At 62.6% G+C, this 22,273-nt stretch carries 21 protein-coding genes; 9 read left to right on the top strand and 12 right to left on the bottom strand.

Annotated features, from left to right (window positions below):
• Nucleotides 1-181: 181 nt before the first annotated feature.
• Nucleotides 182-952, top strand: coding sequence for a gamma-glutamyl-gamma-aminobutyrate hydrolase family protein (locus AAFN84_RS00415; RefSeq protein ID WP_347512352.1), 771 nt, complete (start codon nt 182-184; stop codon nt 950-952).
• Nucleotides 953-958: 6 nt separating this feature from the next.
• Here the strand turns inward: AAFN84_RS00415 and AAFN84_RS00410 are convergent, their stop codons facing one another.
• Together AAFN84_RS00410 and AAFN84_RS00405 are read right to left on the bottom strand one after the other, a co-directional pair.
• On the bottom strand, nt 959-1,336 hold the full coding sequence (locus AAFN84_RS00410; protein ID WP_347512351.1) for a hypothetical protein: 378 nt from the start codon (nt 1,334-1,336) through the stop codon (nt 959-961).
• 105 nt (nt 1,337-1,441) lie between these two features.
• Nucleotides 1,442-2,419 carry a 2-hydroxyacid dehydrogenase gene (locus AAFN84_RS00405; protein WP_347512350.1) on the bottom strand — a complete coding sequence of 326 codons (978 nt, stop codon included), beginning with the start codon at nt 2,417-2,419 and terminating at the stop codon, nt 1,442-1,444.
• 271 nt (nt 2,420-2,690) lie between these two features.
• On the opposite strand from AAFN84_RS00405, the gene AAFN84_RS00400 reads away from it, so the two are divergent.
• Nucleotides 2,691-3,029, top strand: coding sequence for a hypothetical protein (locus AAFN84_RS00400; protein ID WP_347512349.1), 339 nt, complete (start codon nt 2,691-2,693; stop codon nt 3,027-3,029).
• A 71-nt stretch (nt 3,030-3,100) separates the two neighbouring features.
• Here AAFN84_RS00400 and AAFN84_RS00395 read toward each other — a convergent pair whose 3' ends face one another.
• From AAFN84_RS00395 to AAFN84_RS00385, 3 genes are all read right to left on the bottom strand, one after another.
• Complete coding sequence (locus AAFN84_RS00395; RefSeq protein ID WP_347513754.1) at nt 3,101-4,120, bottom strand: LacI family DNA-binding transcriptional regulator; 1,020 nt, start codon at nt 4,118-4,120, stop codon at nt 3,101-3,103.
• Between the two features lie 75 nt (nt 4,121-4,195).
• Nucleotides 4,196-5,137 carry a DMT family transporter gene (locus tag AAFN84_RS00390; RefSeq protein ID WP_347512348.1) on the bottom strand — a complete coding sequence of 314 codons (942 nt, stop codon included), beginning with the start codon at nt 5,135-5,137 and terminating at the stop codon, nt 4,196-4,198.
• An 89-nt stretch (nt 5,138-5,226) separates the two neighbouring features.
• Nucleotides 5,227-5,709 carry a MarR family transcriptional regulator gene (locus AAFN84_RS00385; protein ID WP_347512347.1) on the bottom strand — a complete coding sequence of 161 codons (483 nt, stop codon included), beginning with the start codon at nt 5,707-5,709 and terminating at the stop codon, nt 5,227-5,229.
• Between the two features lie 100 nt (nt 5,710-5,809).
• On the opposite strand from AAFN84_RS00385, the gene AAFN84_RS00380 reads away from it, so the two are divergent.
• The 5 genes from AAFN84_RS00380 to AAFN84_RS00360 all read left to right on the top strand — a co-directional run bounded on the left by AAFN84_RS00380 (nt 5,810) and on the right by AAFN84_RS00360 (nt 11,444).
• Nucleotides 5,810-6,571 (top strand): creatininase family protein, encoded by a 762-nt coding sequence (locus AAFN84_RS00380; protein ID WP_347512346.1) that lies wholly within the window; start codon nt 5,810-5,812, stop codon nt 6,569-6,571.
• A 94-nt stretch (nt 6,572-6,665) separates the two neighbouring features.
• Entirely contained in the window at nt 6,666-7,715 is a 1,050-nt protein-coding gene (locus AAFN84_RS00375) for a GTP-binding protein (RefSeq protein ID WP_347512345.1), read from the top strand.
• Nucleotides 7,715-8,689, top strand: a complete 975-nt coding sequence (locus AAFN84_RS00370; protein WP_347512344.1) for a WD40 repeat domain-containing protein — start codon at nt 7,715-7,717, stop codon at nt 8,687-8,689. The genes AAFN84_RS00375 and AAFN84_RS00370 overlap by 1 nt, the downstream gene beginning before the upstream one ends.
• A 77-nt stretch (nt 8,690-8,766) precedes the next feature.
• The gene (locus AAFN84_RS00365) at nt 8,767-10,002 is read left to right on the top strand and encodes a putative DNA modification/repair radical SAM protein (protein WP_347512343.1); all 1,236 of its coding nucleotides are present in this window, start codon (nt 8,767-8,769) and stop codon (nt 10,000-10,002) included.
• Nucleotides 10,002-11,444: a UdgX family uracil-DNA binding protein gene (locus tag AAFN84_RS00360; RefSeq protein ID WP_347512342.1), complete on the top strand. Its 1,443-nt coding sequence runs from the start codon at nt 10,002-10,004 to the stop codon at nt 11,442-11,444. The genes AAFN84_RS00365 and AAFN84_RS00360 overlap by 1 nt, the downstream gene beginning before the upstream one ends.
• 6 nt (nt 11,445-11,450) lie before the next feature.
• Here AAFN84_RS00360 and AAFN84_RS00355 read toward each other — a convergent pair whose 3' ends face one another.
• The 3 genes from AAFN84_RS00355 to AAFN84_RS00345 are packed head-to-tail and all read right to left on the bottom strand — an operon-like array spanning nt 11,451 to nt 15,242.
• The gene (locus AAFN84_RS00355; protein WP_347512341.1) at nt 11,451-12,713 is read right to left on the bottom strand and encodes a glycerate kinase; all 1,263 of its coding nucleotides are present in this window, start codon (nt 12,711-12,713) and stop codon (nt 11,451-11,453) included.
• 4 nt (nt 12,714-12,717) lie between these two features.
• Nucleotides 12,718-14,028, bottom strand: a complete 1,311-nt coding sequence (gene guaD / locus AAFN84_RS00350; RefSeq protein WP_347512340.1) for a guanine deaminase — start codon at nt 14,026-14,028, stop codon at nt 12,718-12,720.
• Nucleotides 14,025-15,242, bottom strand: coding sequence for a urate hydroxylase PuuD (locus AAFN84_RS00345; protein WP_347512339.1), 1,218 nt, complete (start codon nt 15,240-15,242; stop codon nt 14,025-14,027). The genes guaD and AAFN84_RS00345 overlap by 4 nt, the downstream gene beginning before the upstream one ends.
• Nucleotides 15,243-15,361: 119 nt before the next feature.
• Between AAFN84_RS00345 and AAFN84_RS00340 the strand changes: the two genes are divergently transcribed.
• Nucleotides 15,362-16,282 (top strand): LysR family transcriptional regulator, encoded by a 921-nt coding sequence (locus AAFN84_RS00340; protein WP_347512338.1) that lies wholly within the window; start codon nt 15,362-15,364, stop codon nt 16,280-16,282.
• Between the two features lie 257 nt (nt 16,283-16,539).
• Entirely contained in the window at nt 16,540-17,028 is a 489-nt protein-coding gene (dps, locus tag AAFN84_RS00335; protein ID WP_347512337.1) for a DNA starvation/stationary phase protection protein Dps, read from the top strand.
• A gap of 3 nt (nt 17,029-17,031) precedes the next feature.
• Here the strand turns inward: dps and xdhC are convergent, their stop codons facing one another.
• The 4 genes from xdhC to uraH all read right to left on the bottom strand — a co-directional run bounded on the left by xdhC (nt 17,032) and on the right by uraH (nt 22,264).
• Nucleotides 17,032-17,844 (bottom strand): xanthine dehydrogenase accessory protein XdhC, encoded by an 813-nt coding sequence (gene xdhC, locus AAFN84_RS00330; RefSeq protein WP_347512336.1) that lies wholly within the window; start codon nt 17,842-17,844, stop codon nt 17,032-17,034.
• 239 nt (nt 17,845-18,083) lie between these two features.
• Nucleotides 18,084-20,423, bottom strand: a complete 2,340-nt coding sequence (xdhB, locus tag AAFN84_RS00325) for a xanthine dehydrogenase molybdopterin binding subunit (RefSeq protein ID WP_347512335.1) — start codon at nt 20,421-20,423, stop codon at nt 18,084-18,086.
• A gap of 3 nt (nt 20,424-20,426) precedes the next feature.
• Complete coding sequence (gene xdhA, locus AAFN84_RS00320; RefSeq protein WP_347512334.1) at nt 20,427-21,899, bottom strand: xanthine dehydrogenase small subunit; 1,473 nt, start codon at nt 21,897-21,899, stop codon at nt 20,427-20,429.
• The gene (gene uraH, locus AAFN84_RS00315; protein ID WP_347512333.1) at nt 21,899-22,264 is read right to left on the bottom strand and encodes a hydroxyisourate hydrolase; all 366 of its coding nucleotides are present in this window, start codon (nt 22,262-22,264) and stop codon (nt 21,899-21,901) included. The genes xdhA and uraH overlap by 1 nt, the downstream gene beginning before the upstream one ends.
• Nucleotides 22,265-22,273: the final 9 nt, after the last annotated feature.

Raw genomic sequence — 22,273 nt, 5'->3', positions numbered from 1 at the left:
CGGGCAATATGCGTTGATTGCTTTGGCCTTGTGCGGACATGGTTTCAGCATGTTTCGAGGCATTGGTGACCTTGCCTTGCAAGCGCGTCCGCTGCCCTTGGAAATGATCCGAAACCGGATTAGATGTTGGCGACTGCTGATTGAAGGGAGGTCATGGCCTCCCTGGAAATGGAACCGACCAATGCGCCAGCCCCTCGTCGCCGTGTCGACCGACGTTCGCCAGTTCGACAACTACACCTGGCACGCAGCCCCGCAGCAATATCTCGAAGCGGCCCTTGACGCTGCCGGCGTACTGCCCCTGCTGGTGCCGTCCTTCGGCGATCGTCTCGACCTGGATTCCCTGCTCGCTGGCGTGAACGGCGTGCTTGTCACCGGGTCGCGCTCGAATGTGCATCCCTCGCTCTATGGAGAACAGGCGACCGAGGCAAACGGCCCGTACGATCCGGCGCGCGACGCCACCACCCTGCCGCTCATCAGGGCTGCAATCGAGAAGGGTGTCCCGCTGCTTGCGATTTGCCGGGGTATCCAGGAACTGAACGTCGCACTCGGCGGCACGCTCGCGACGGAGATCCAGGAGCAGGAAGGCATCTGGGACCACCGTGCCCCGGTCTCCGACGACCAGGATGAGCGTTTCGCAATCCGCCAGCCAGTTTCGATCAAGCCTGGATCCTGCCTGGCGGACGTGTTCGGCGCCGGCGAGATCATGGTCAATTCCGTCCACCGGCAGGCAGTCGGCAGGCTGGGTGAGCGACTGATGGTGGAAGGCGCGGCGGAGGATGGAACGGTGGAGGCGGTTTCCGTGATCGGTGCGCCTGCGTTCGCTGTCGGCGTGCAGTGGCATCCGGAATACTGGTCGCGAACCGACGATGCGTCGGCGCGCATCTTTAGAGCCTTCGGCGATGCGGCACGCCAGCACGCCTCGGCACATGGTGCGCGTCTCGCCGCCGAATAGGCGTCGTCATTTCTCCGAAAGGAGAACCAGGATCGGCGACACCGGATTATAGGATTCGAACGCTGCTCCGTCGGCGACGGCGAATTCGGCGACCAGTCCACCATCGGAGCGCAGCAACGCGACGGAACCGTCAGGCCGTTCCTGCCACCAACGGGCGGTCGAGACATCCGCGTTCACGCCGGTACACGCTGCATCGGGAGACAGGGCTTGCCGCGCGCCCTTGATAACCCCGAGCGATAGGGTGCACGCGCCGTCCTGCTCGCTGGATCGCAGTTGATAGTGATCGTTGTCGCCGTGCGTCGACGAGACGTTGATCGTGTCGGGCTGCGGGTCGGTGAAGTCACCAGCCCAGTACGCTGCCAGCGCAAGTGCGACTGCAGCCATCGGAAGTGCGCCGCGCATATGTTGTCCCTTCGCGGTTGGTCCCCCAGAATCAGCTGCTATGGTTAACGTTGCCCTAAGGCAGAGATGTGGCGAAGACGCCAATGCTCATGGGCCAGTGATGTGAGCGGTCTCACGGACCGGCGTGAGCGCGCGACCGGTACGGAACCATGCCAGCAGATTGTCGGCGACGAGATCCGCCATTGCCGTGCGGGTATGCATCGACGCGGATGCGACATGCGGCAGCAGGCTGGCATTGCGAGCTTCGATCAGGGCTTCCGGCACATCCGGCTCGTTGGCAAAAACGTCGAGGCCGGCCGACATGATGGTGCCATCGGCCAGCGCCGCGATGAGCGCATCCTCGTCGACCGTCGTTCCGCGCCCGACATTGATCAAGACCCCGCTCGGGCCAAGCGCACGCAACACCTCCGCGTTCACCGCCTTTTCGGTCGAGGTGCCGCCGGGCGCGATCGAGATCAGCGTATCGACGGCGCGCGCGAGTTCCACCAGGCTCTCATGGTAGCCATAGTCCACGCCATCGACCTTGCGGCGATTGTGGTAGCTGATCGGCAATCCGAACGCTTCCAGCCTTTTTGCGATCGCAAGACCGATCCGCCCCATGCCGAATATGCCAACGGATCGGCCGCGCAGCGTCCCTTTCGTAAGCGGATAGGAGCCGACGGAGTGCCACTTGCCCTGTCTGAGCCAGGCTTCCGCCATCGGCAGTTCACGCACTGTGTTGATGAGCAGCGCCACCGCGGTGTCGGCAACCTCCTCGCTCAGCACATCAGGCGTGTTGCTGACCATAATGCCGAGACTGGCAGCCCGGGCGGCGTCGAGGTGATCGTAGCCAACGCCGAAACTTGCGACGATCTCTAGCTTTGGAAATGCTCCGAGAAATTCGCCATCCACCGATTGTGCCCTGATGCCGCTTGCTACTGCGATGCCCCGGATGCGTTCCCTGTCGGGTTCGTCGAGCAGCATTGCGTCAGGACGAGCGATGGAAACGACCTCAAACGCTTCTCTGATTCGGCTTTCCGCATGCGGATGAAGACGACCGGGAATCAGAATTGCTGCCTTGCTCACGTGATCGCTCCTGTTCAACCGCTGCTCGTGCCCGCACACTAGGACACCACGATCGCAAACGACACCTCTCTAACGACCGCGCGCGCGGCGCGCGTAGAGCGTAACCCAATGATGACAATGGGGTAAGACGCTCTCCACCGCTCAACTTATCGTGCGTCCGACCAATCAATCGGCAAAGGAACTCCTGGCCCGCCGCCTCGTTCTTTCACTGTCCCCGCTGAGACAGCGGATAACGGAATTACCGACCAGAACTAAAATAGAGGAAACGATCATGAAAAAGATTTTGACAGCAGCAGCCCTGACTTTTGCACTTACGGGTGCGGCCCTGGCTCAGGTGAGCGCAACGGCAAGCTCGGGTGAAGAAGCTCGCAATCCTTCCGAGATGATGGGCGCATTCTATACTGACGACACCATGACGGAACTCCGTTCGACCGACGAAATCCGTGCTAGCTGGGATGGCCTTTCCGCTGGCGAGCGCCAGCAGCTCCGTGACACGTGCTCGGTAACGACTGCCGCGGGTGGCGCCACGTCCACTGAGACCACGGATTCCGAAGGCATGCCCCAGAACATGGCCGAACTCTGCGAGCAGTTTAACGCGTCGACAGACTAATCACTCCACACTCGCATCTTGCGAGATGTAGGACCGGATCGAGGCGGTGGGTGATACCCGCCGCCTCTTTTCTATCTGGCAGATGCTTTGCCGGTCGATTGCCGAACGTGAAGTTCCGGCTTTATCAATTCCTGCCCACCGTGGACATCGATGCCGTTGAGACGGTCGAGCAATGCCCGGGCCGCGCGCCTGCCGACCTCGCGCTGACCGTTCCAGACGGTAGTTAGTGCCGGGGTAGCGATTGCCGCTTCCTCGAGATCGTCATAGCCCGTCACGGATATGTCGACACCAGGTGTCAGCCCTGCCCGGAAAATGCCGTTCATGAGGCCGATCGCGACGAGATCGTTCCAGCACACGGCCGCCGTCGGCTTTTCCTTCATGGCCAGGAAGCTCTGCGCCGCCTCGAAGCCTGCCTGCTTCGTCCGTGGACCGGGAAGGCGCAGTCCGTCCACGACCTCCAATCCCGCATGTTCCATGGCCATCACGTAGCCCCGATACCGGTCGCGCCCGGTTGACGTCTGATCGGTGCCGCCGATCATCGCGATGCGGCTATGGCCAAGTGAGATGAGGTGGTTGGTCGCAAGCCCGATCCCATAAGCATCGTCGCCACGGAACACCGGCACGTCGGCGCCCTCGACCGACCGGGCGATAAGAACCGCCGGCAAACCGTTGCCTTCAGCCAGCGCAATGTCTTCACACGGCGTTCCGATCGCCGGCGACATGATTACCCCGTCGGCGCCCAGTTGAAGCAGCGTGTCGATAAATGTTCGCTGCTTCTCGAGTTGATCGTAGTGGTTGGACAGGAGAAATGTTTGCCGACTGCGATCGAGTTCGCTCTCGATCGAGCGCAGTATTTCGGCGAAGAACGGATTCATGATGTCATGAACGACCACGCCGACGATCCCGGAACGCGACGTGCGCAGGCTCGCCGCCCTGCGATTGTAGATATAACCGATCGTGCGCGCGTGCTCCTTGATACGATCGCGCGTGGTGTCGGCAACCAGCGGACTGTCGCGCAACGCCAGCGACACGGTCGCGGTCGATACGCCGAGCGCCTCGGCGATGGTTGAAAGCTTGATCTTCTGGGCCAGGGAACCCCTCCTCCTGGATACGCCGGCTCGTGGCTTTAAACTGTTTAAAGCCTTATGCCATCGCGAAGAGGGTTTTCAAAGCTTTTTTGCCAGCTCGCCAGTTTCCGTATTGGGAGCCGTTCGGTTCTGCAGCCTGAGCCTGTGTTCGCGGTGAACGATGTAGAGCCCGCTGGCAACGATGATGGACGCCCCTGCGAGCGTCCAGAGGTCGGGCAGATCGGAAAAGATCAGCCAGCCGAGCGCTATCATCCACAACATCTGTGAGTACGGATACGGCGCCAAGGCCGAGGTCGTTGCCAGCTTGTAGGCGCGGATGAGAAGGTAGTGCCCAAACGCGCCGATCAGCCCGAGCGCGACGAGAAGTACCCATTGGATAGTCTCTTGCGGCATCGAACCGTAGATGGGCACCACCGGGAACATGAGGATCGCCGGGGCCAGCGCCGAATAGAAGATCAGGCTCTCCGAACTCTCGGTCGCACCCATCTGCCGCGTCATGATGACGTAGCCGCAGTAACTCAGCATCGAGGCCAGCGCAAAGAGGTGGCCGACGCCGAAGGTGCCGAAACCAGGTCGGGTGATGACAAGCACGCCAACGAATCCGACCAGTACCGCCAGCCAGCGACGCCAGCCCGCCCACTCTCCGAGAATGGGACCGGCCAGCGCCGTGATCACCATGGGGGCGAAGAAATAGATCGAAATGGTCTCGGCCAGTTGCAGCGTCTGCAGCGCCAGGAAATTGAACATGGTGGACCCGAACAGGAACACCCCGCGCACGATCTGCGCAGGCAGCCGGCCGGTCCTGAACATCGCCCGGTTGGACCAACCCCGGAAAAGCACGAGCACCACGGCGAGATGGACGACAAACCGCATCCAGGCGACGAACGGCGCTGCCATGCCGCTCTGCACCAGATATTTGGCGCTGGCGTCCAGGAATGAGAACCCGAAACAGGCGACGACGACGAGCAGAATGGCTGCGCTAGGCGTCGCGGCTTCGGGGGTGCTGTTTCTGGAATTCACGTCAAGAGGCCGGGAAAGGAGAGTGCGTATCCCGCTTCTTCGTCCAAGCGTGGATGGGGTGCAAGCAGAAAGTGCCCGCCAGGAGCCCTCTACTCTTCGCTCTCGACGAGGCTCTCGTCTTCGTCTTCGGCAATCGGGCTGCCATTGAGTGAGAGATTTCCCTCGATGCGCGACAGAAGCTTGGCAAGAGCTTTCTGATCTTTCTTGTCGAGGCCCTTCAACGCCTGCTTCTCGGTCTTCTTGACCGCCTTTTCGATCGCCTTGATGGCGGCGCGACCGTCATCAGTCAGGAAAATGTTGGCCTGCCGGGCATCGGTCTCCGATGCGCGTTTGTCGACGTAGCCCTGGCTCTGCAGCCTGTTGATCGTCTTGGTCACCGTCGGCGGACGAACGCCCAGCTTGGCAGCGAGCTGTCCGGGCGTCTGCCCGTCAAGGCGATCGAGCGCGATCATGATCTGGTCCTGGCCCGCATAGAAGCCGTGTGCAAGCAAGCGCGCAGCCAGGGCCGTCCGCGAAAGGCGCGCCGCCGAACCCAGCCGGCTCATCGTCGTCGCCTTGTCCACCTTTGCCATCGAAGCGTCCCCTTGCGACGTGGATTGCCTGCCGGCAGCAAGACAAGATAGCTTGCCCGGGAGTACGGACGAACCCATGGCAGAGCCACATAACAGATAGATGACAGCCAACGAAAGAACCAATAGCCCAACGGAAACGATTGCCGTTCTGCCGCTGGGAGCCACCGAGCAGCATGGGCCGCATCTGCCGTTCGAGACGGACACGATCATCGCCGAAGCAGTGGCCAAGCGCGCGGCAGCGCTGCTGCCGCCCGGTCTCGACGTCGAGTTCCTGCCCGTCGAGCCGGTCGGCTATTCGATCGAGCACCTGGATGTTCGCGGCACCAGGACGCTGGCCTTCGATGAGGCTGTCGCGCGTTGGATCGACATCGGCGAGGCCGCGCTGGCGCAAGGCATGCGCCGCTTCGTCATGCTCAATGCCCATGGCGGCAACGCACCGCTGATGACCATCGTGGCGACGGAGCTGCGCGTACGGCACGGGATGCTCGCCGTCGCCACCAGTTGGACGCGGTTCGGCTATCCCGCGCACCTCGTGTCGCCAAAGGAAAAGGCGCTCGGCATCCATGGCGGCTTCATCGAGACATCCGTGATGCTCGCCCTGCGGCCCGACCTCGTGGACATGGCGAAGTCCAGGGACTTTCCCTCCGCCCAGGAGCGTTTCGAGACCGAATTCACGCATTTGCGCGCTTACGGACCACACGCATTCGGTTGGAAGATGAGTGACCTGTCGCCGGATGGCGTGACCGGAGACGCCGCCGCCGCCAGCGCCGAGGCGGGCGAAGAAATTCTCGGGCATGCCACTAAAGGATTCGTGGCGCTGCTGGACGACGTTGCACGGTTCGACGTCTCAGTGCTGCGGTAAGCGGTTCATGGTGGTAATAATCCCCGGTGCAATCTCGGCCGCGGCATCCTATATGGACCCCACGACAATCCATCCATCGCCAACGAGGTCATCCATGGCACAGGCGCAGACCCAAATTCCGGTGACGGTGCTCACCGGCTATCTCGGCTCCGGCAAGACCACGCTTCTCAACCGCATCCTTTCCGAAGATCATGGCAAGCGCTATGCGGTCATCGTCAACGAGTTCGGCGAAATCGGCATCGACAACGACTTGATCGTGGAGTCCGACGAGGAAATCTACGAGATGAACAATGGCTGCATCTGCTGCACCGTTCGTGGCGATCTGATTCGCACGGTCGAGGGGTTGATGCGTCGCCCGGGCCGTTTCGATGCGATTCTCGTCGAGACGACGGGTCTGGCTGACCCCGCTCCCGTTGCCCAGACCTTCTTCATGGACGACGATGTTCGCTCGAAGACCCGGCTCGATGCAGTCGTGGCGCTCGTCGATGCCAAGCACCTGCCGCTGCGCCTCAAGGATTCGAAGGAGGCGGAAGACCAGATCGCGTTCGCGGATGTCGTCGTGCTCAACAAGACCGATCTCGTGACGCCCGACGAGCTGCGCGACGTCGAGGCCGCGATACGCGCCATCAACCCGGCCGCGAAGATCCACAAGACGGAACGCTCCGGCGTCGCCTTGTCGGAAGTGCTTGATCGCGGAGCGTTCGACCTGTCCCGTGCGCTCGACAACGACCCGCATTTCCTCGACGCTCATGATCACGATCATGAATGCGGACCAGACTGCGACCATGATCACCACCATCATCACGACCACGGCCATCACCACCATCACGGCGTCTCGCCGATCCACGATGTCGGCGTGACGTCGATTTCTCTGCGCGGCGGCGAGATGGATCCGAAGCGCTTCTTCCCGTGGCTGGAAAAGACCACGCAGATGGACGGCCCGAACATTCTTCGGCTGAAGGGCATCATCGCGCTCAAGGACGACCCAGAGCGCTATGTGGTGCAGGGGGTCCACATGATCCTTGAAGGCGACCATCAGCGTGCATGGAAGGACGGTGAGGCCCACGAGAGCCGCCTGGTGTTCATCGGCCGCGAACTCGATGCCGAGCGCTTGAAGCGCACCTTCGAGGCGTGCCAGGCCTGATGCCGACGGTTGCGCCACTCGATCTCGACGGCCATTGCATAGCCACGACCTGGCTCGACGGCATTCCCGTGTTCGCGATGGCCGATGGCGTTGTCCATCGGCTCGACGGCGGGCACAAGACGACGCAGGTGAATGACGGCCTGCTCGCGGTGGCGCGATCGCTGGACGGACATTCGCTGGTCACCGGCGGCGAGGATGGACGGGTGTGTTCGATGTCGTCCGACGGAAACGCTCGGGAACTGGCTTCCATCGGGCGCAAATGGATTACCGCGGTCGCGACGGGTCCGCGTGGTGCCGTCGCCTACGCCAGCGGCCGCGTTGCCCATGTGCTGCTGCCCGACGGAACCACCAAGGAGTTCCAGCATCCGCGGTCTGTCGAAGGCGTGGCCTTCGCGCCAAAAGGGATGCGCATCGCCGTCGCTCGCTACAACGGCGCGACGCTGCATTTTCCAGCCGCGTCCGGGAAGCCCGTCGAACTCGAGTGGGCAGGCGCCCATACCGCCGCAACCTTCTCGCCGGACGGCAATTTTCTCGTCACGGCGATGCAGGAAAACGCCCTCCACGGATGGAAGCTTGCGGACGGCAAGCACATGCGCATGGCCGGCTACCCCGCAAAGGTGAAATCGCTGTCGTGGAGCCCCAAGGGGCGCTGGCTGGCGAGTTCCGGCGCGCCCGCCGCCATCGTCTGGCCCTTCCTCACCAAGGACGGGCCGATCGGCAAGGCGCCGGTCGAACTCGGCACGCGTGGCGACGCGATGGTGACAAGTGTTGCCTGCCATACCACCGACGACATCGTTGCCATCGGCTATGCTGACGGGATGGTGATGGTGGCCCGCATCGCCGACCAGAAGGAAGTTCTGCTGCGCCGCCCCGGAAAGAGCGCGATATCGGCTCTCGCCTGGGACGACGAAGGACGCCGAATCGCGTTCGGCACGGAAGCCGGCGATTGCGGCGTCATCGACGTTGCGGGCTAAGGCGCATTCCACTCCCTATTTCGTCACCTATGTCAAAGTGAATGGACGCGGTCGACTGCGGAACATATCATGAACGTATGTCCGCTCTCTCGCTGCGCCAGAAACTGGCAATCCTCGCCGACGCCGCCAAGTACGACGCATCGTGTGCGTCGTCGGGTGCTGCCGGCAGAAATTCGCTGAAAACGAAGGGCATCGGCTCCACGGAAGGCAGCGGCATCTGCCATTCCTATGCACCTGACGGTCGATGCATCTCGCTGCTCAAAATCCTTCTGACAAATTTCTGCATCTACGACTGCGCTTATTGCATCAACCGATCCTCATCGAACGTCAGGCGCGCCCGCTTCACGATCGACGAGGTGGTGACGCTGACTCTCGATTTTTACAAGCGCAACTACATCGAAGGATTGTTCCTGTCGTCCGGCGTGATCCGTTCGCCTGACGAGACGATGGCGGAAATGGTCGAGAGCGCGCGCAGGCTTCGGATCGATCATGCCTATCAGGGCTATATTCATCTCAAGACAATACCGGAGGCGCGGGATGAACTTATCGAGCAGGCCGGCCTCTATGCGGATCGTCTTTCGATCAACGTAGAGCTGCCGACCGATGACGGCGTCAGGCAGCTTGCCCCTCAGAAGAAACCGGAAACGATACGGGTGTCGATGGCACGGCTGCGCTCGAAGATCGAGGAGCGGTCGGAACCGACCATGCGCACCAGGAAGCGTCCCCGCTTCGCGCCCGGCGGCCAATCGACCCAGATGATCGTCGGCGCGGACGCGACAACCGACGACGACATTCTCTCGACCTCCGCGCGGCTGTATTCCGGATATCACCTGCGCCGCGTCTATTACTCGGCCTTCAGCCCCATTCCAGATTCGTCTTCCGCTCTGCCTTTGGCACGGCCGCCACTGATGCGCGAACATCGGCTCTATCAAGCAGATTGGCTGATGCGCTTCTACGGCTTCGACCGGCAGGAGATAACCGCAGGTCGACCCGATGGCATGCTCGACCTGGAGATCGACCCCAAGCTCGCCTGGGCGCTGACCAATCGCTACGCGTTTCCCGTCGACGTCAACAGGGCGCCGCGCGAGATGCTGCTGCGCATTCCCGGCATCGGCGCCAAGGTGGTCGATCGTATGCTCGGCGTGCGCCGGTACAAGCGCCTCGGCATCGAGGATGTTGCTCGGCTTTGCGTTTCCGTCGCCAAGGTACGCCCCTTCATCATCGCCGACGGCTGGTCGCCCCATGGCCTGATCGACAGCCATGACCTGCGCGCGCGACTGGCTCCACCACCCAAACAATTGAGCCTGTTTTGATGTCACGGTATTCCGTGCGGCTTGCCGGCGAGACCGATTTTCCCGGTTGGCGTGACGCTGCGCGGCGTCTGGCGTTGAGCGGAATTGCTCCGCACGCGATTACCTGGCAGACGGACACGGCCAACGACCTTTTCGCCGAAGCTCGCCCGCTTCCGGAGCCACCAATGGCCGCATCGCTCAACGTGCCGCGCGAATTCATCGACAAGGCGGAAGCAGTCATCTGCCATTCCGACCCGGCCCGCTTCGACCTGCTCTATCGTCTGCTTGTCCGGCTTCGCAATGAGCCGCACCTGCTGAAACTTGCCTCCGATCCCGACGTCATCCGGCTTCGCGATTATGAGAAGTCAGTGCGGCGCGACATACACAAGATGCGCGCGTTCGTTCGCTTCGTGCGCGTCGGCGAGGGTGACGGGGAGCATTTCGTCGCCTGGTTCGAGCCGGACCATTACATTGTCGAGCGCAATGCGCCCTTCTTCGTGCGGCGTTTCGCAGGCATGCGCTGGACGATCCTGACACCTCATGCGTCGGCCGACTGGGACGGAGAATCGCTGGTGATCGGTCCAGGTGCCGTCAAATCTGATGCGCCGCGCGATGACGCATCCGACGAACTTTGGCGCACCTATTTCGCAAACATCTTCAATCCAGCCCGGCTGAAGGTGAAGGCGATGCAGGCGGAGATGCCGAAGAAGTACTGGCGGAACCTGCCGGAGGCTTCGCTCATTCCTGAGATGATCAGGGGCGCGGATGCCGCTGCCCGGGACATGCTGGAAAGGATGCCGACCATGCCGGCGCCACATCACGCGAAGGTACAGGAGCGCCACTGGAGCACGCCTGAAAAGGAGTTGCCGGACGAAGCCGCATCGCTGGTAGAACTTCGCAGACAGGCCGAAGGCTGCCGCCGCTGCCCGCTCTGGCGCGACGCGACGCAGACCGTGTTCGGCGAGGGTCCGGAAAATGCCCGCGCCGTCTTTGTCGGTGAACAGCCCGGCGACCAGGAGGATATCGCCGGCAGGCCGTTCGTCGGCCCGGCAGGCCGCATCTTTGACGAGGTGATCGAACAGGCCGGCATAGAGCGCGAGAAGCTCTACGTCACCAATGCCGTTAAGCACTTCAAGTTCGAGCCGCGCGGCAAGCGACGCATCCACCAGAAACCCAATGCCGGCGAGGTCAGCGCATGCCGCTGGTGGCTCGACCGGGAATTGCAGTTCGTCAAACCCGATCTGGTCGTGGCCATGGGTGCAACAGCGGCGCAATCACTGCTTGGAAAGGCGATTCCAATCACGCGCATGCGCGGCGAAACCGTGACACGCGAGGACGGCATGACAGTGTTCATCACCATCCACCCGTCCTTCATCCTGCGCATCCGCGAGGCGGCGGACGCTCAAGCCGAAAGAAGCCGTTTCCTCGACGACATGCGCAAGGTGAAGACGCTGATTTCCTGAATTTTTCTATCGAATAAAGATAGCTCTAAGGTCGTTCACGTTGGTGCCCGTCGGTCCGGGCACGAACAGGTCGCCAACGGCATTGAAGGCGCTCCATGCATCGTTGCGGTTCAACGCCGCCTTCGGATCGACGCCGGCGGCTCGCATGCGGCGTGCCGTGGTGAAATCCGCGAAGGCGCCAGCATTGTCTTCCGATCCGTCGATACCGTCCGTATCCGCGGCGAAGGCGTGGATTCCTTCGACACCATCGATGCCGAGCGCCAACGCGAGCAGGAATTCGGTGTTGCGCCCCCCCTTGCCGCCTTTGGCGCGCACGGTCACGGTTGTCTCTCCGCCCGAAAGTAGCAGGATCGGCTTGCGGAACGGCCGATCGCGAAAGGCGATCTCGCGCGCGATCGCTGCATGCACTCCCGCAACCTCGCGCGCTTCACCCTCCATCGCATCCGAAAGGATGACGGCCTCGACGCCGCGTGCGACCGCTGCATCGGCGGCGGCCTCGAGCGAGCGCGCCGCGGATGCAATGACGTGCACCTCGTTGGCGGCAAACGCCAAGTCGTCAGGCCGGGGCGCGTCGGCTGCCGACGTACCCAGATGCCGCAGTGCGGCCTCGGGCAAGTCAAGCCGATAGGCGTCGATGATAGCAAGGGCATCCTGACGTGATGCCGGATCCGGCACCGTTGGCCCCGATGCAACGAAGGCGGGATTGTCGCCGGGAATGTCCGAGACGACGAGCGAAACGACTTTCGCCGGATGCGCCGCCAGCGCAAGCCGCCCGCCCTTGATCGTGGAAAGGTGCTTGCGCACCGTGTTCATGGCCGAGATCGGCGCACCGCTGGCGAGCAGCGCTTCGTTCACGGCGATCTCGTCGGCAAGGCTCATGCCATCGGGCGGCGCTGGCAAAAGGGCCGAGCCTCCGCCGGAAATCAACGCGACCACGAGGTCGTCGGAAGTCAGTCCGGCAACTGACTCGAAAAGTCTCTCGCGCGCCTTCAGTCCGGCCTCGTCGGGAACCGGATGCGCCGCCTCCACGACCTCGATATGCCGGCAGGCCGCTCCATAGCCGTAGCGCGTCACGGCAACTCCTTGCAGCGGCTCGTGCCATGCCTGCTCGAAGGCAGCAGCCATCTGTGCCGACCCCTTGCCGGCGCCGATCACGACCGTGCGCCCCTTTGGTCGCTCGGGCAGGAATTCACCGATGACGCGCGCGGGATCGGCGGCGGACGTGGCGGCTTCAAACAGGGCGGTGAACAATGCGCGCGTGTCGATCATCGCGTCAGACTAGCACGGACTTCGCCGGCCTGCCCGCCACATAGACCTCGCGCACGGCGCGGTCGTCGCCCAGCGTCTGAAGCAGGAACAGTTCTTCCGCCAGTGTCTCCACGTTTTCCATACGCAGTGCCATGCCTGGCGTCCCCCTGGCGTCCAGGACGACAATGTCTGCATCGGTGCCTGGATCGAGCGTGCCGACCCGCTCGTCGATCGACAACGCCTTGGCGTTGCCCAGCGTGATCTGCCAGAAGGAGGCGAACGGATTGATCTTCTCTCCCTGCAGCGCGATCACCTTGTAGCCTTCGTCCATCGTGCGCAGCATGGAATAGTTCGTACCCCCACCCACGTCGGTTGCGGCAGCGATCCGCAGAGGTTTCGAGCGCTTCGAGTAGCGTTGCCAATCAAAGAGCCCTGACCCAAGGAACAGGTTCGAGGTCGGGCAGAATACCGCAACGGAACCAGAATCCGACAACGCATCCGCCTCGCGCTCGGACAGATGAATGCAGTGTCCGAACAGCGCCTTCGGGCCAAGCAGCCCGTAATGCTCGTAGATGTCGGTATAGTCCTTCGACCACGGGTAGAGCTCCTGCGTGAACGCGATCTCGGCGTGGTTCTCCGAAAGATGCGTCTGCATGTGCAGGCCGGGATTCTCGCGCATCAGCGCGCCCGCCATCTCCATCTGCTCGGGGCTTGAGGTAATCGCGAAGCGCGGCGTGACGGCATAATGCAGCCTGCCCTTGGCGTGCCATTCGGCGATCAGCGCGCTGGTGTCGTCATATCCGGTCTGCGGCGTGTCGCGCAGCGCCTCCGGTGCGTTGCGGTCCATCATCACCTTGCCGGCGATCACCAGCATGTCTCGCGACAGCGCTTCCTCGAAGAACGCATCAACGCTTTGGCGATGCACCGAGCAGTAGGCGGCGACGGTGGTTGTCCCATGGCGTACCATCTCGTCGCAGAAAAGGCGCGCGATGCGCCGCCCGTGCTGCGCGTCGGCGAATTTCGTTTCTTCGGGGAAAGTGTAGCTGTTGAGCCATTCGAGCAGTTCAGCCCCGTAGCTGGCGATGACCTGCATCTGGGGCATATGGACGTGGGCGTCGATGAAGCCGGGGAGGATCAGGTTCGGGCGGTGATCGACGACTTTCACGTCATTGCCTGCGTCCCGTGCGACAGTCGCGAAATCGCCAATGGCAGAGATCTTGTCGTCACGGATCAGGACACCCCCATCGTCCTCGAACATATAGGACGCGCGATCGTCGAGGCCTTCCGGCCGGGTGCGAAACGACAGCACACGTCCACGCAGCAGAAGCGTAGTCACCTGCGCGCTCCCTCGAACCATGCAACCAGCAGCGCGCGCTCCTCGGGCGTAATGCCGGACACGTTTCCGGGCGGCATCGCGTGGCTGCGCCCCGCCTGCAGGTAGATCTCGCGTGCATGCTCGGCGATCTGCGCTTCGGTTTCCAGCGCCACGCCCTTAGGCGCAAACGCGATGCCGTCCCATGCCGGCGCGGCTGCGTGGCACATCGAGCAGCGACCCAGCACGGCGTTTCGCACAGCGGGAAAATGTTCGGACGCCATGTAGATCTCGCCGGTCGCGGAGACCTGCTCCTCCCCGGTGAGTACCCGGGGGACGGTCGACAGCCACATGATGAAAATGAAGAGCACCGCGGCGAGCGCCCATGTCCAGTGCGGCTTGCCCTTTCGCGCATGCATGCTGTTGAAATAGTGCCGGATCAGCACGCCGATCAGGAATATCAGCGACGCGATGATCCAGTTGAACTCCGTCGCGAATGCCAGCGGATAGTGGTTCGAGATCATCAGGAAGATGACCGGCAGCGTCAGGTAGTTGTTGTGAAGCGAGCGGGTCTTGGCGATCTTGCCGTATTTCGGGTCGGGCCTACGGCCCGCGATGAGGTCGGCCACGACTATCTTCTGGTTGGGGATGATCGTCAGAAACACGTTGGCAGACATGATGGTGGCGGTGAACGCCCCCAGGTGCAGGAAAGCGGCGCGCCCAGTGAAGAGCTGGGTATAACCCCAGGCGATCGCCACCAGGATCGGAAACAGAACCAGCATCAGCAGCGTGTCATTGTTGGCCAGCGGCGACTTGCAGAGCTGGTCGTAGATCAGCCAGCCAAGCGCCAGCGATGCCATCGAGATGAAGATGGCGATCGGCGCCGAGACGTCGAGCACGTTCGGATCGATCAGGTAGAGATCCGCCCCGGCATAATAGACCACCGCCAGCAGGAAAAAGCCCGACATCCACGTGGCATAGGATTCCCACTTGAACCACGTCAGGTGCTCCGGCATCCGCTCTGGCGCCACCATGTATTTCTGGATGTGGTAGAAGCCGCCGCCGTGGACCTGCCATTCCTCGCCCGTCGCGCCGGCGGGCATCCCCTCGCGCTTCACCAGGCCGAGGTCGAGCGTGATGAAATAGAACGAAGATCCGATCCAAGCGATGGCGGTGACGACGTGAAGCCAACGCACGCCGAATGAAAGCCATTCCCAGAAGATCGCAAAGTCGTGCATCAGACCCCTCGTATGCTCTCCGCGAAGTCTACGGCTTCCGCTTCGAACAGGAAGGGGGTAGATGCACGATGACTTTCAAAAAAAACTGGAAAATAATGCCACATTGCCCCTGAGGTGCCATGGCCTATCTCGATAACATCGCTGTCTTCGTCCGCGTCGTGGAACTCGGCAACCTGTCTGCGGCCGGGCGCGACATGCGCATATCACCGGCCGTTACCTCCAACCGCATCAAGGAGTTGGAAAAGCATCTGGGGGTGCGGTTGTTCAATCGCACCACCCGCCAGTTGATGCCGACCGAACATGGCCGCGTCTTTTATGACGGCGCCAAGAAGGTCCTGGAATCGATTGTCGAGGCCGAGGCCGCCGTCAGCGCCTTGTCCGGGCAGCCACGCGGAACGATCCGCGTGACGGCGCCACTCGGCCTCGGACGCCGTCTGATCGCCTCCGGCATCCCCGAATTCCGGGATCGCTACCCCGACATCGAGGTACGGCTGCGCCTGTCCGACCACAACGTCGATATCATGAAGGAAGGCATAGACGTCGCCTTCCGGCTTGGCCTGCTGGAGGATTCAAGCCTGCGGATGCGTGGCATCATGGATTGCGAGCGTGTGCTGGCCGCTTCGCCCGTCTATCTGGCGCGGCGCGGCGAGCCGAAAGCGCCACAGGAACTCATCAGCGAGAGGCATGACTGCCTGATGCTGCGCTTTCCCGGAAACAAGGAGCACAGTTGGCTGCTGAAGACGGATGAGGGCCCGCAGAAATTCGAGGTTTCCGGACCCTATGATTCAGACGATGGCGACGTCGTGACAGGATGGGCTCTCGCCGGGCGCGGCATAATCAACAAGCCACGCTTCGACATAGAGCCCTTCCTGCGCGATGGTCGTTTGAAGGTGATTTTGCCGGACAACCCCCCGGCTCCGGTGAAACTTGCTGCCGTGTATCCCCACAGGAAGTTTCAGGACCCCAAGGTGCGTCTGCTGCTCGACTTCATGGCCGAACGATGCCAGCGGATGATCCGCGACATCATGGCCGGGCGCTAGGCGCTCTCGGCTCAGCCCAGCCCGAGAAACGAAAGAATCGCGACAACGATGACGACGAGACCGACGATGTAGATAATGCTGTTCATGGCAACTCTCCTATTGTTCATCCGGGGTAGAAACTTCCGGAGTCCCGAATCGGTTCCGAGCGTCGCCTTGCTGACGCGACAAGACAGCGCAAAGGGGGAGGAAACCAGGCAACCATTTCCTACGTTGTAATGACGCAATATTTCACGACAACGCTTTTCAGGAGTTCGGCCATGGCTTTGCATTCCACCCTCAACGATCTCAAATCCAATACCAAGAAGGTTTCCATCGAACTGCTCAATGCGCGGCTCGCCGATGCGATAGATCTCGCATTGCTGACCAAGCAGGCGCACTGGAATCTTAAAGGCCCGCAGTTCATCGCCATCCACGAGATGCTCGACGGTTTCCGCACAGCGCTGGACGGCCATGTCGATACCATCGCCGAACGCGCCGTGCAGCTTGGCGGCATGGCCTCCGGCACCTCCCAGGTGGTTGCCGAGAAGACGACGCTCAAGCCATATCCAACCGACATTTCGAAGACCAAGGATCATCTCGCGGCGCTCATCGATCGCTACGGGGCTGCAGCCAATGCGGCGCGTGCGGCGATCGACGAAGCGGACGAGGCCGGCGACGCGGACACGGCCGACATATTCACGGCACTGTCGCGTGATCTCGACAAGAATTTGTGGTTTCTGGAAGCGCACGTGCAGGAAAAGGAATAGCGCCTATCCTGCCGGCAGCAGCGCGCGGAGCACTTCGGCCGCGGCCAGCGCGGCGATGACCGCGGGCCGCTTGTCCTTGAGACCGGCACCCCCGATCGGGCAGACGAGGCGGGCGGCATCCGCCTCGTTGCCTGCTGCCTCCCTGAGATACCAGCTCTTGAACGTTGCCATTTTGGTCCGCGAGCCAATCATCCCGACATAGAGCGCGTCGCTTCGCCTCAGCGCTTCGGCGACGATGAGGAAATCCAGTGCGTGATCGTGAGTCAGCACGATGAAGCCCGAGCCCGCAGGCGCGCCGCGCACCGTCTCCTCGGGCACTGGCGTCAGAACGGTGTCGACACTGTCCGGCATCCCGTCCAGCGCTTCCGCGCGTGTCTCGACGACAGTGACCGAAACCGGCAGGAGCGCGAAGGCTTCGGCAAGCGCGTGGCCTACATGGCCAGCACCGAAGAGGTAGACATGGGGTTGCGAAGCCTCTTCCCGGTCGATCCGCTTGGGTAGCGTTGCGCGCAGGTTCTGGTCGACGACCGCGATGGCGATCTTCACCCGGCCGCCGCAACACTGCCCGATCTCCGGGCCCAGCGGGACATCAAGGACATCACTCCCCACCGCTTCACGCATCATCTCGCGGGCGCGCGCGATCGCCATGAATTCGAGCTGGCCACCCCCGATGGTCCCGAAAATGGCATCAGGCGAGACCAACATCCAGGCGCCGATCTCGCGCGGCGTGGAGCCGAGCGCTTCCTGCACGTCCACGACTGCCACGGATGGCGATACGTCGAGGAAAGAGCGGAGACGAAGCGTGGCAGATGTCATATCTCGAAGCGCGGGCGTTCCCGCACGCCCCCCTCTGTCCTGCCGGACATCTGCCCCACGAGGGGGGAGATTGGCTGTTTCGCAGGATTTCGCCAATCGTAGGCGTTACAAGACACGCGCCGCCGCCGAAACCGCTGATCTCCCACCTGTTGGGGGAGATGTCCGGGAGGACAGAGGGGGGCAACGTCGAGCTCTACCATAACCTGCATCGCCATCACCCTCAGCCGCAGAATCGTCGTCTATCCGACTGCCTTGAGCCGCTCGATGGCCATCAACACGCGCTCGGGCGTGGCCGGCGCGTCGAGACGCGGGCAGACGGCGTGGTCCGCGACACTTGCCACCGCATCTGAAAGCGCGTGCAGCACGGACATCCCGAGCATGAAGGGTGGTTCGCCTACTGCCTTCGAGCGATGGATGGTCGGCTCGAAGGCCTCCGACCAATCGGCAAGCGCGACGTTGAAAATCTTCGGGCGGTCAGATGCCAGCGGGATCTTATAGGTCGATGGCGCGTGGGTGCGCAGGCGGCCCTTGTCGTCCCAGACGAGTTCCTCGGTGGTCAACCAGCCCATGCCCTGGATGAAGGCGCCTTCGACCTGTCCGAGATCGATGGCGCGGTTCAGCGACCGGCCTGTCTCGTGGAGGATGTCGGTGCGCTCGACGATATACTCTCCCGTCAGTGTGTCGACCGCGACTTCGGAGCACGCCGCCCCGTAGGCGAAGTAGTAGAACGGCCGCCCCTCGCCCTTGTCACGGTCCCAGTGGATCTTTGGCGTCTTGTAGTAGCCGGCAGCGGAAAGCTGAATGCGGCCGATATAGGCCTGGTTGACGAGGTCGGCGAACGGCATCTCCTGATTGCCCACACGCACGCGATTGGGCAGGAACACAACCTGCTCCACCGGCACCTCGTATTTTTCGGCAGCGAAATCGATCAGCCGCTCCTTGATCTGCCGGGCGGCATTCTGTGCCGCCATGCCGTTGAGATCCGAGCCTGACGAAGCCGCGGTCGCTGAGGTATTGGGCACCTTGCCGGTCGTGGTCGCTGTGATCTTCACCTGTTCGATGTCGATCTGGAACTCCTCGGCCACCACCTGCGCGACCTTGATGTAGAGCCCCTGCCCCATTTCGGTGCCGCCATGGTTCAGGTGAACCGAGCCGTCTGTATAGACATGCACCAGCGCGCCGGCCTGGTTGAAGTGGGTGGCGGTGAATGAGATCCCGAACTTGACCGGTGTGAGCGCCAGTCCACGCTTGACGATCCGGCTGTTGGCATTGAAGGCCGCGATCTCACGACGGCGACGTGCATAGTTCGCCGTCGCCTCGAGTTCCTCGACGATCCGTTGGACGATGTTGTCCTCCACCGTCTGGTGATAGGGCGTCACGTTGCGTTCGGTATCACCGTAGAAGTTGCGCTTGCGGACTTCGAGCGGATCCTTGCCCGTGGCGAAGGCCACCTCGTCGATCACGCGCTCGGCGCCCAACATGCCCTGAGGGCCGCCGAAACCACGAAAGGCCGTGTTGGAAACGGTGTTGGTGTACAGAGGTGCCGAAACTGCCTTCACCGCCGGATAGAAGTAGGCGTTGTCGCAATGAAACAGCGCCCTGTCGGTCACGGGGCCGGACAGGTCGGAGGAGAACCCGCAGCGCGCGGCATAGACATAGTCGACCGCAAGGATGTTGCCGTCGTCGTCGAAGCCGACTTCATAGTCGACGATGAAGTCGTGGCGCTTTCCCGTCGCGATCATGTCATCGTCGCGGTCAGGCCGGATTTTCACCGCGCGGCCAAGTTTCTTGGCCGCGACGGCGGCGATGGCGGCGAACTGGTTCGATTGCGTTTCCTTGCCGCCGAACCCGCCGCCCATGCGCCGGATTTCCACCGCCACCGCGTGGCTCGGCACGCCGAGCGCGTGGGCAACCATGTGCTGGACTTCGCTTGGGTGCTGTGTCGAGGAGTAGACGGTGACGTCCATGTCCTCGCCGGGTATCGCCATCGCGATATGGCCTTCGAGGTAGAAGTGGTCCTGTCCACCAACCCGCATCTGCCCCTTGATGCGTCGCGGTGCCGCCGCGATGGCTTCGGGCGCGTCGCCACGTGTCAGCGTCAGGCCGGGCGTGACAGTCTTGCCGGACAGCGGATCGACATCGCCGATGTCGAACACGCCCGGCAGTTCCTCATAGTCGATCCGGGCCAGCTTGCAGGCGCGGCGCGCCTCTTCGCGTGTCCGCGCGATGACGGCGAATACGGGCTGGCCGTGGAACTGGACCTTGTCGGTGGCGAGAACGGGCTCGTCATGCCTGCCGGTTGGCGAGATGTCGTTCTCGCCGGGCACATCATGGCCCGTAAGCACCGCGACGACGCCCGGTGCAGCGGCGACCGCCGAAAGGTCCATAGAACGGATCGTCGCATGGGCGACCGTCGAGAGCCCGAGACAGCCATGCAGCGTGCCAGCCGGTTCGGGCATGTCGTCGATATAGATCGCCTCGCCCGCGACATGCTTGTGCGCCGAATCATGCTTGCGATCGGTAGCGACGCCGCCGGAGATCTTCTGCGCCTTGATGTCGGGAGCTGCGTGCCTGTTCATTGTTCACGCCTCCTCATAACGCTCTACCGTGAACGGCTTGCCCGCCTCGGTCGTTTCCAGGAAGAACCGCTTCAGCAGATTGCGGGCCGCCAGCATCCGGTATTCCGCCGAAGCACGCATGTCGCTCAGCGGCTTGAAGTCGGCCGGATAGGCATCCACCGCCTCTTCGACGGTCTCCATCGTCCATGGCTTGCCCACCAGGGCCGCTTCGACCGCCTTTGCGCGCTTCGGTGTTGCCGCCATCCCGCCATAAGCGATACGTGCCGACGAGACCAACCCATCCGCGATGGTCATGTGAAACGCCCCAAGCACGGCGGTGATGTCCTCGTCGCGTCGCTTGGAGATCTTGTAGGCCGCGAAATGCGAACCGCGCCTCGGCACCGGCACATGCACGCACTCGACGAACTCGCCGATGGCGCGGTCCTGCTTGCCGTAGTCGACGAAAAAATCCTCCAACGGCATCGAGCGCCGCACACCGGCCTTGTGCAGCGTCAACGTGGCGCCGAGCGCGATGAGCGGCGGCGGCATGTCGCCGATCGGCGATCCGTTGGCGATATTGCCGCCGATCGTCCCCATGTTGCGCACCTGGTCGCCGCCGATCCGGTCGATCAGCACCGAAAGCGCCGGAATATGGCCTGCAAGCGCCCGGCGTGCTTCGGTGTAGTTGACGCCCGCGCCGATGCTCATGACGCCACCGGTCTCGCTGATCGTCTGCAATTCGGCCAACCCGCCGATGAACACGACAGGCGCGATATCACGCATGTGTTTCGTCACCCAAAGACCAACATCGGTCGACCCGGCCACGACCGTGGCGTCAGGATTGGCATCCAGCACCGCGGCGAGGTCTCCCACTGTCGCGGGAATCACCAGGCGTTGCGCGCCGGTTCCGATTTCCACGCGACGGCCATCGCGCATGGCAACAAGCCGCGCCGTCACATCGGCTCGCTCGGCGGCGAGAATGTCCGTTCCCGCCTCTCCGTATGACGAGACAGCTTGGGCTGCCCGCACGATCGCCTCGTAGCCGGTGCAACGGCAAAGATTGCCCTGAAGTGCCTTTTCGATTTCCGGAACGCCCGGATCGGGCGAGCGCATCCACAACCCGTAAAGCGACATCACGAAACCCGGCGTGCAGAAGCCGCATTGGGAGCCGTGGAAGTCGACCATGGCCTGCTGCACCGGATGCAACGTGCCGTCGGCACTTTTCAGATGCTCGACGGTGACGACGTGGCACCCGTCGAGTGACCCGAGGAAGCGAATGCACGCGTTTACGCCCTCGTAGACGAGTCCCCCTTGCGAAAGGCGGCCGACAAGGACCGTGCAGGCGCCGCAATCACCTTCGGCGCAGCCTTCCTTGGTGCCTCGTAACGATCGTCGCAGCCGCAGATAGTCGAGCAGCGTCTCGTCTGGACGGACGTCGGCGAGCGCAACGGGCTCGCCGTTGAGAAGAAAGCGGATTTCAGCGCGGATTTCGACCATCAGCTTCCCCTGTAGGTCGAATAGCCGTAGGGCGAGACCAGCAGCGGCACATGGTAGTGCGTCTGTTCCGCCATTCCGAAGCGGATCGGAATCTGGTCGAGAAACAGCGGATCTGGCAACTTTCCTTCGCCGGCTCGCAGATAATCGCCGGCGAAAAAGACGATCTCGTATTGCCCGGTCTCGAATTCCGCGCCTTCAAGCAGCGGCGCATCGCAACGGCCATCGGTGTTCGTCGTCACGCGCCTGATCTCGACCCGGTCCTGTCCGTCCAGCCGATAGACCGCGATATCCATTCCCGCCGCCGGCTTTCCCAGGGCCGTGTCGAGCACGTGGGTGGTGAGCTTGCCGCCCGCTGCCTGCGCCATTCCGTCTCC

The sequence above is a fragment of the Mesorhizobium sp. CAU 1741 genome (assembly GCF_039839275.1).
Taxonomy (GTDB): Bacteria; Pseudomonadota; Alphaproteobacteria; order Rhizobiales; family Rhizobiaceae; genus Aerobium.
Note: the sequence above shows the minus strand (reverse complement) of the source record. Positions and strands in the feature narration are given on the sequence as shown.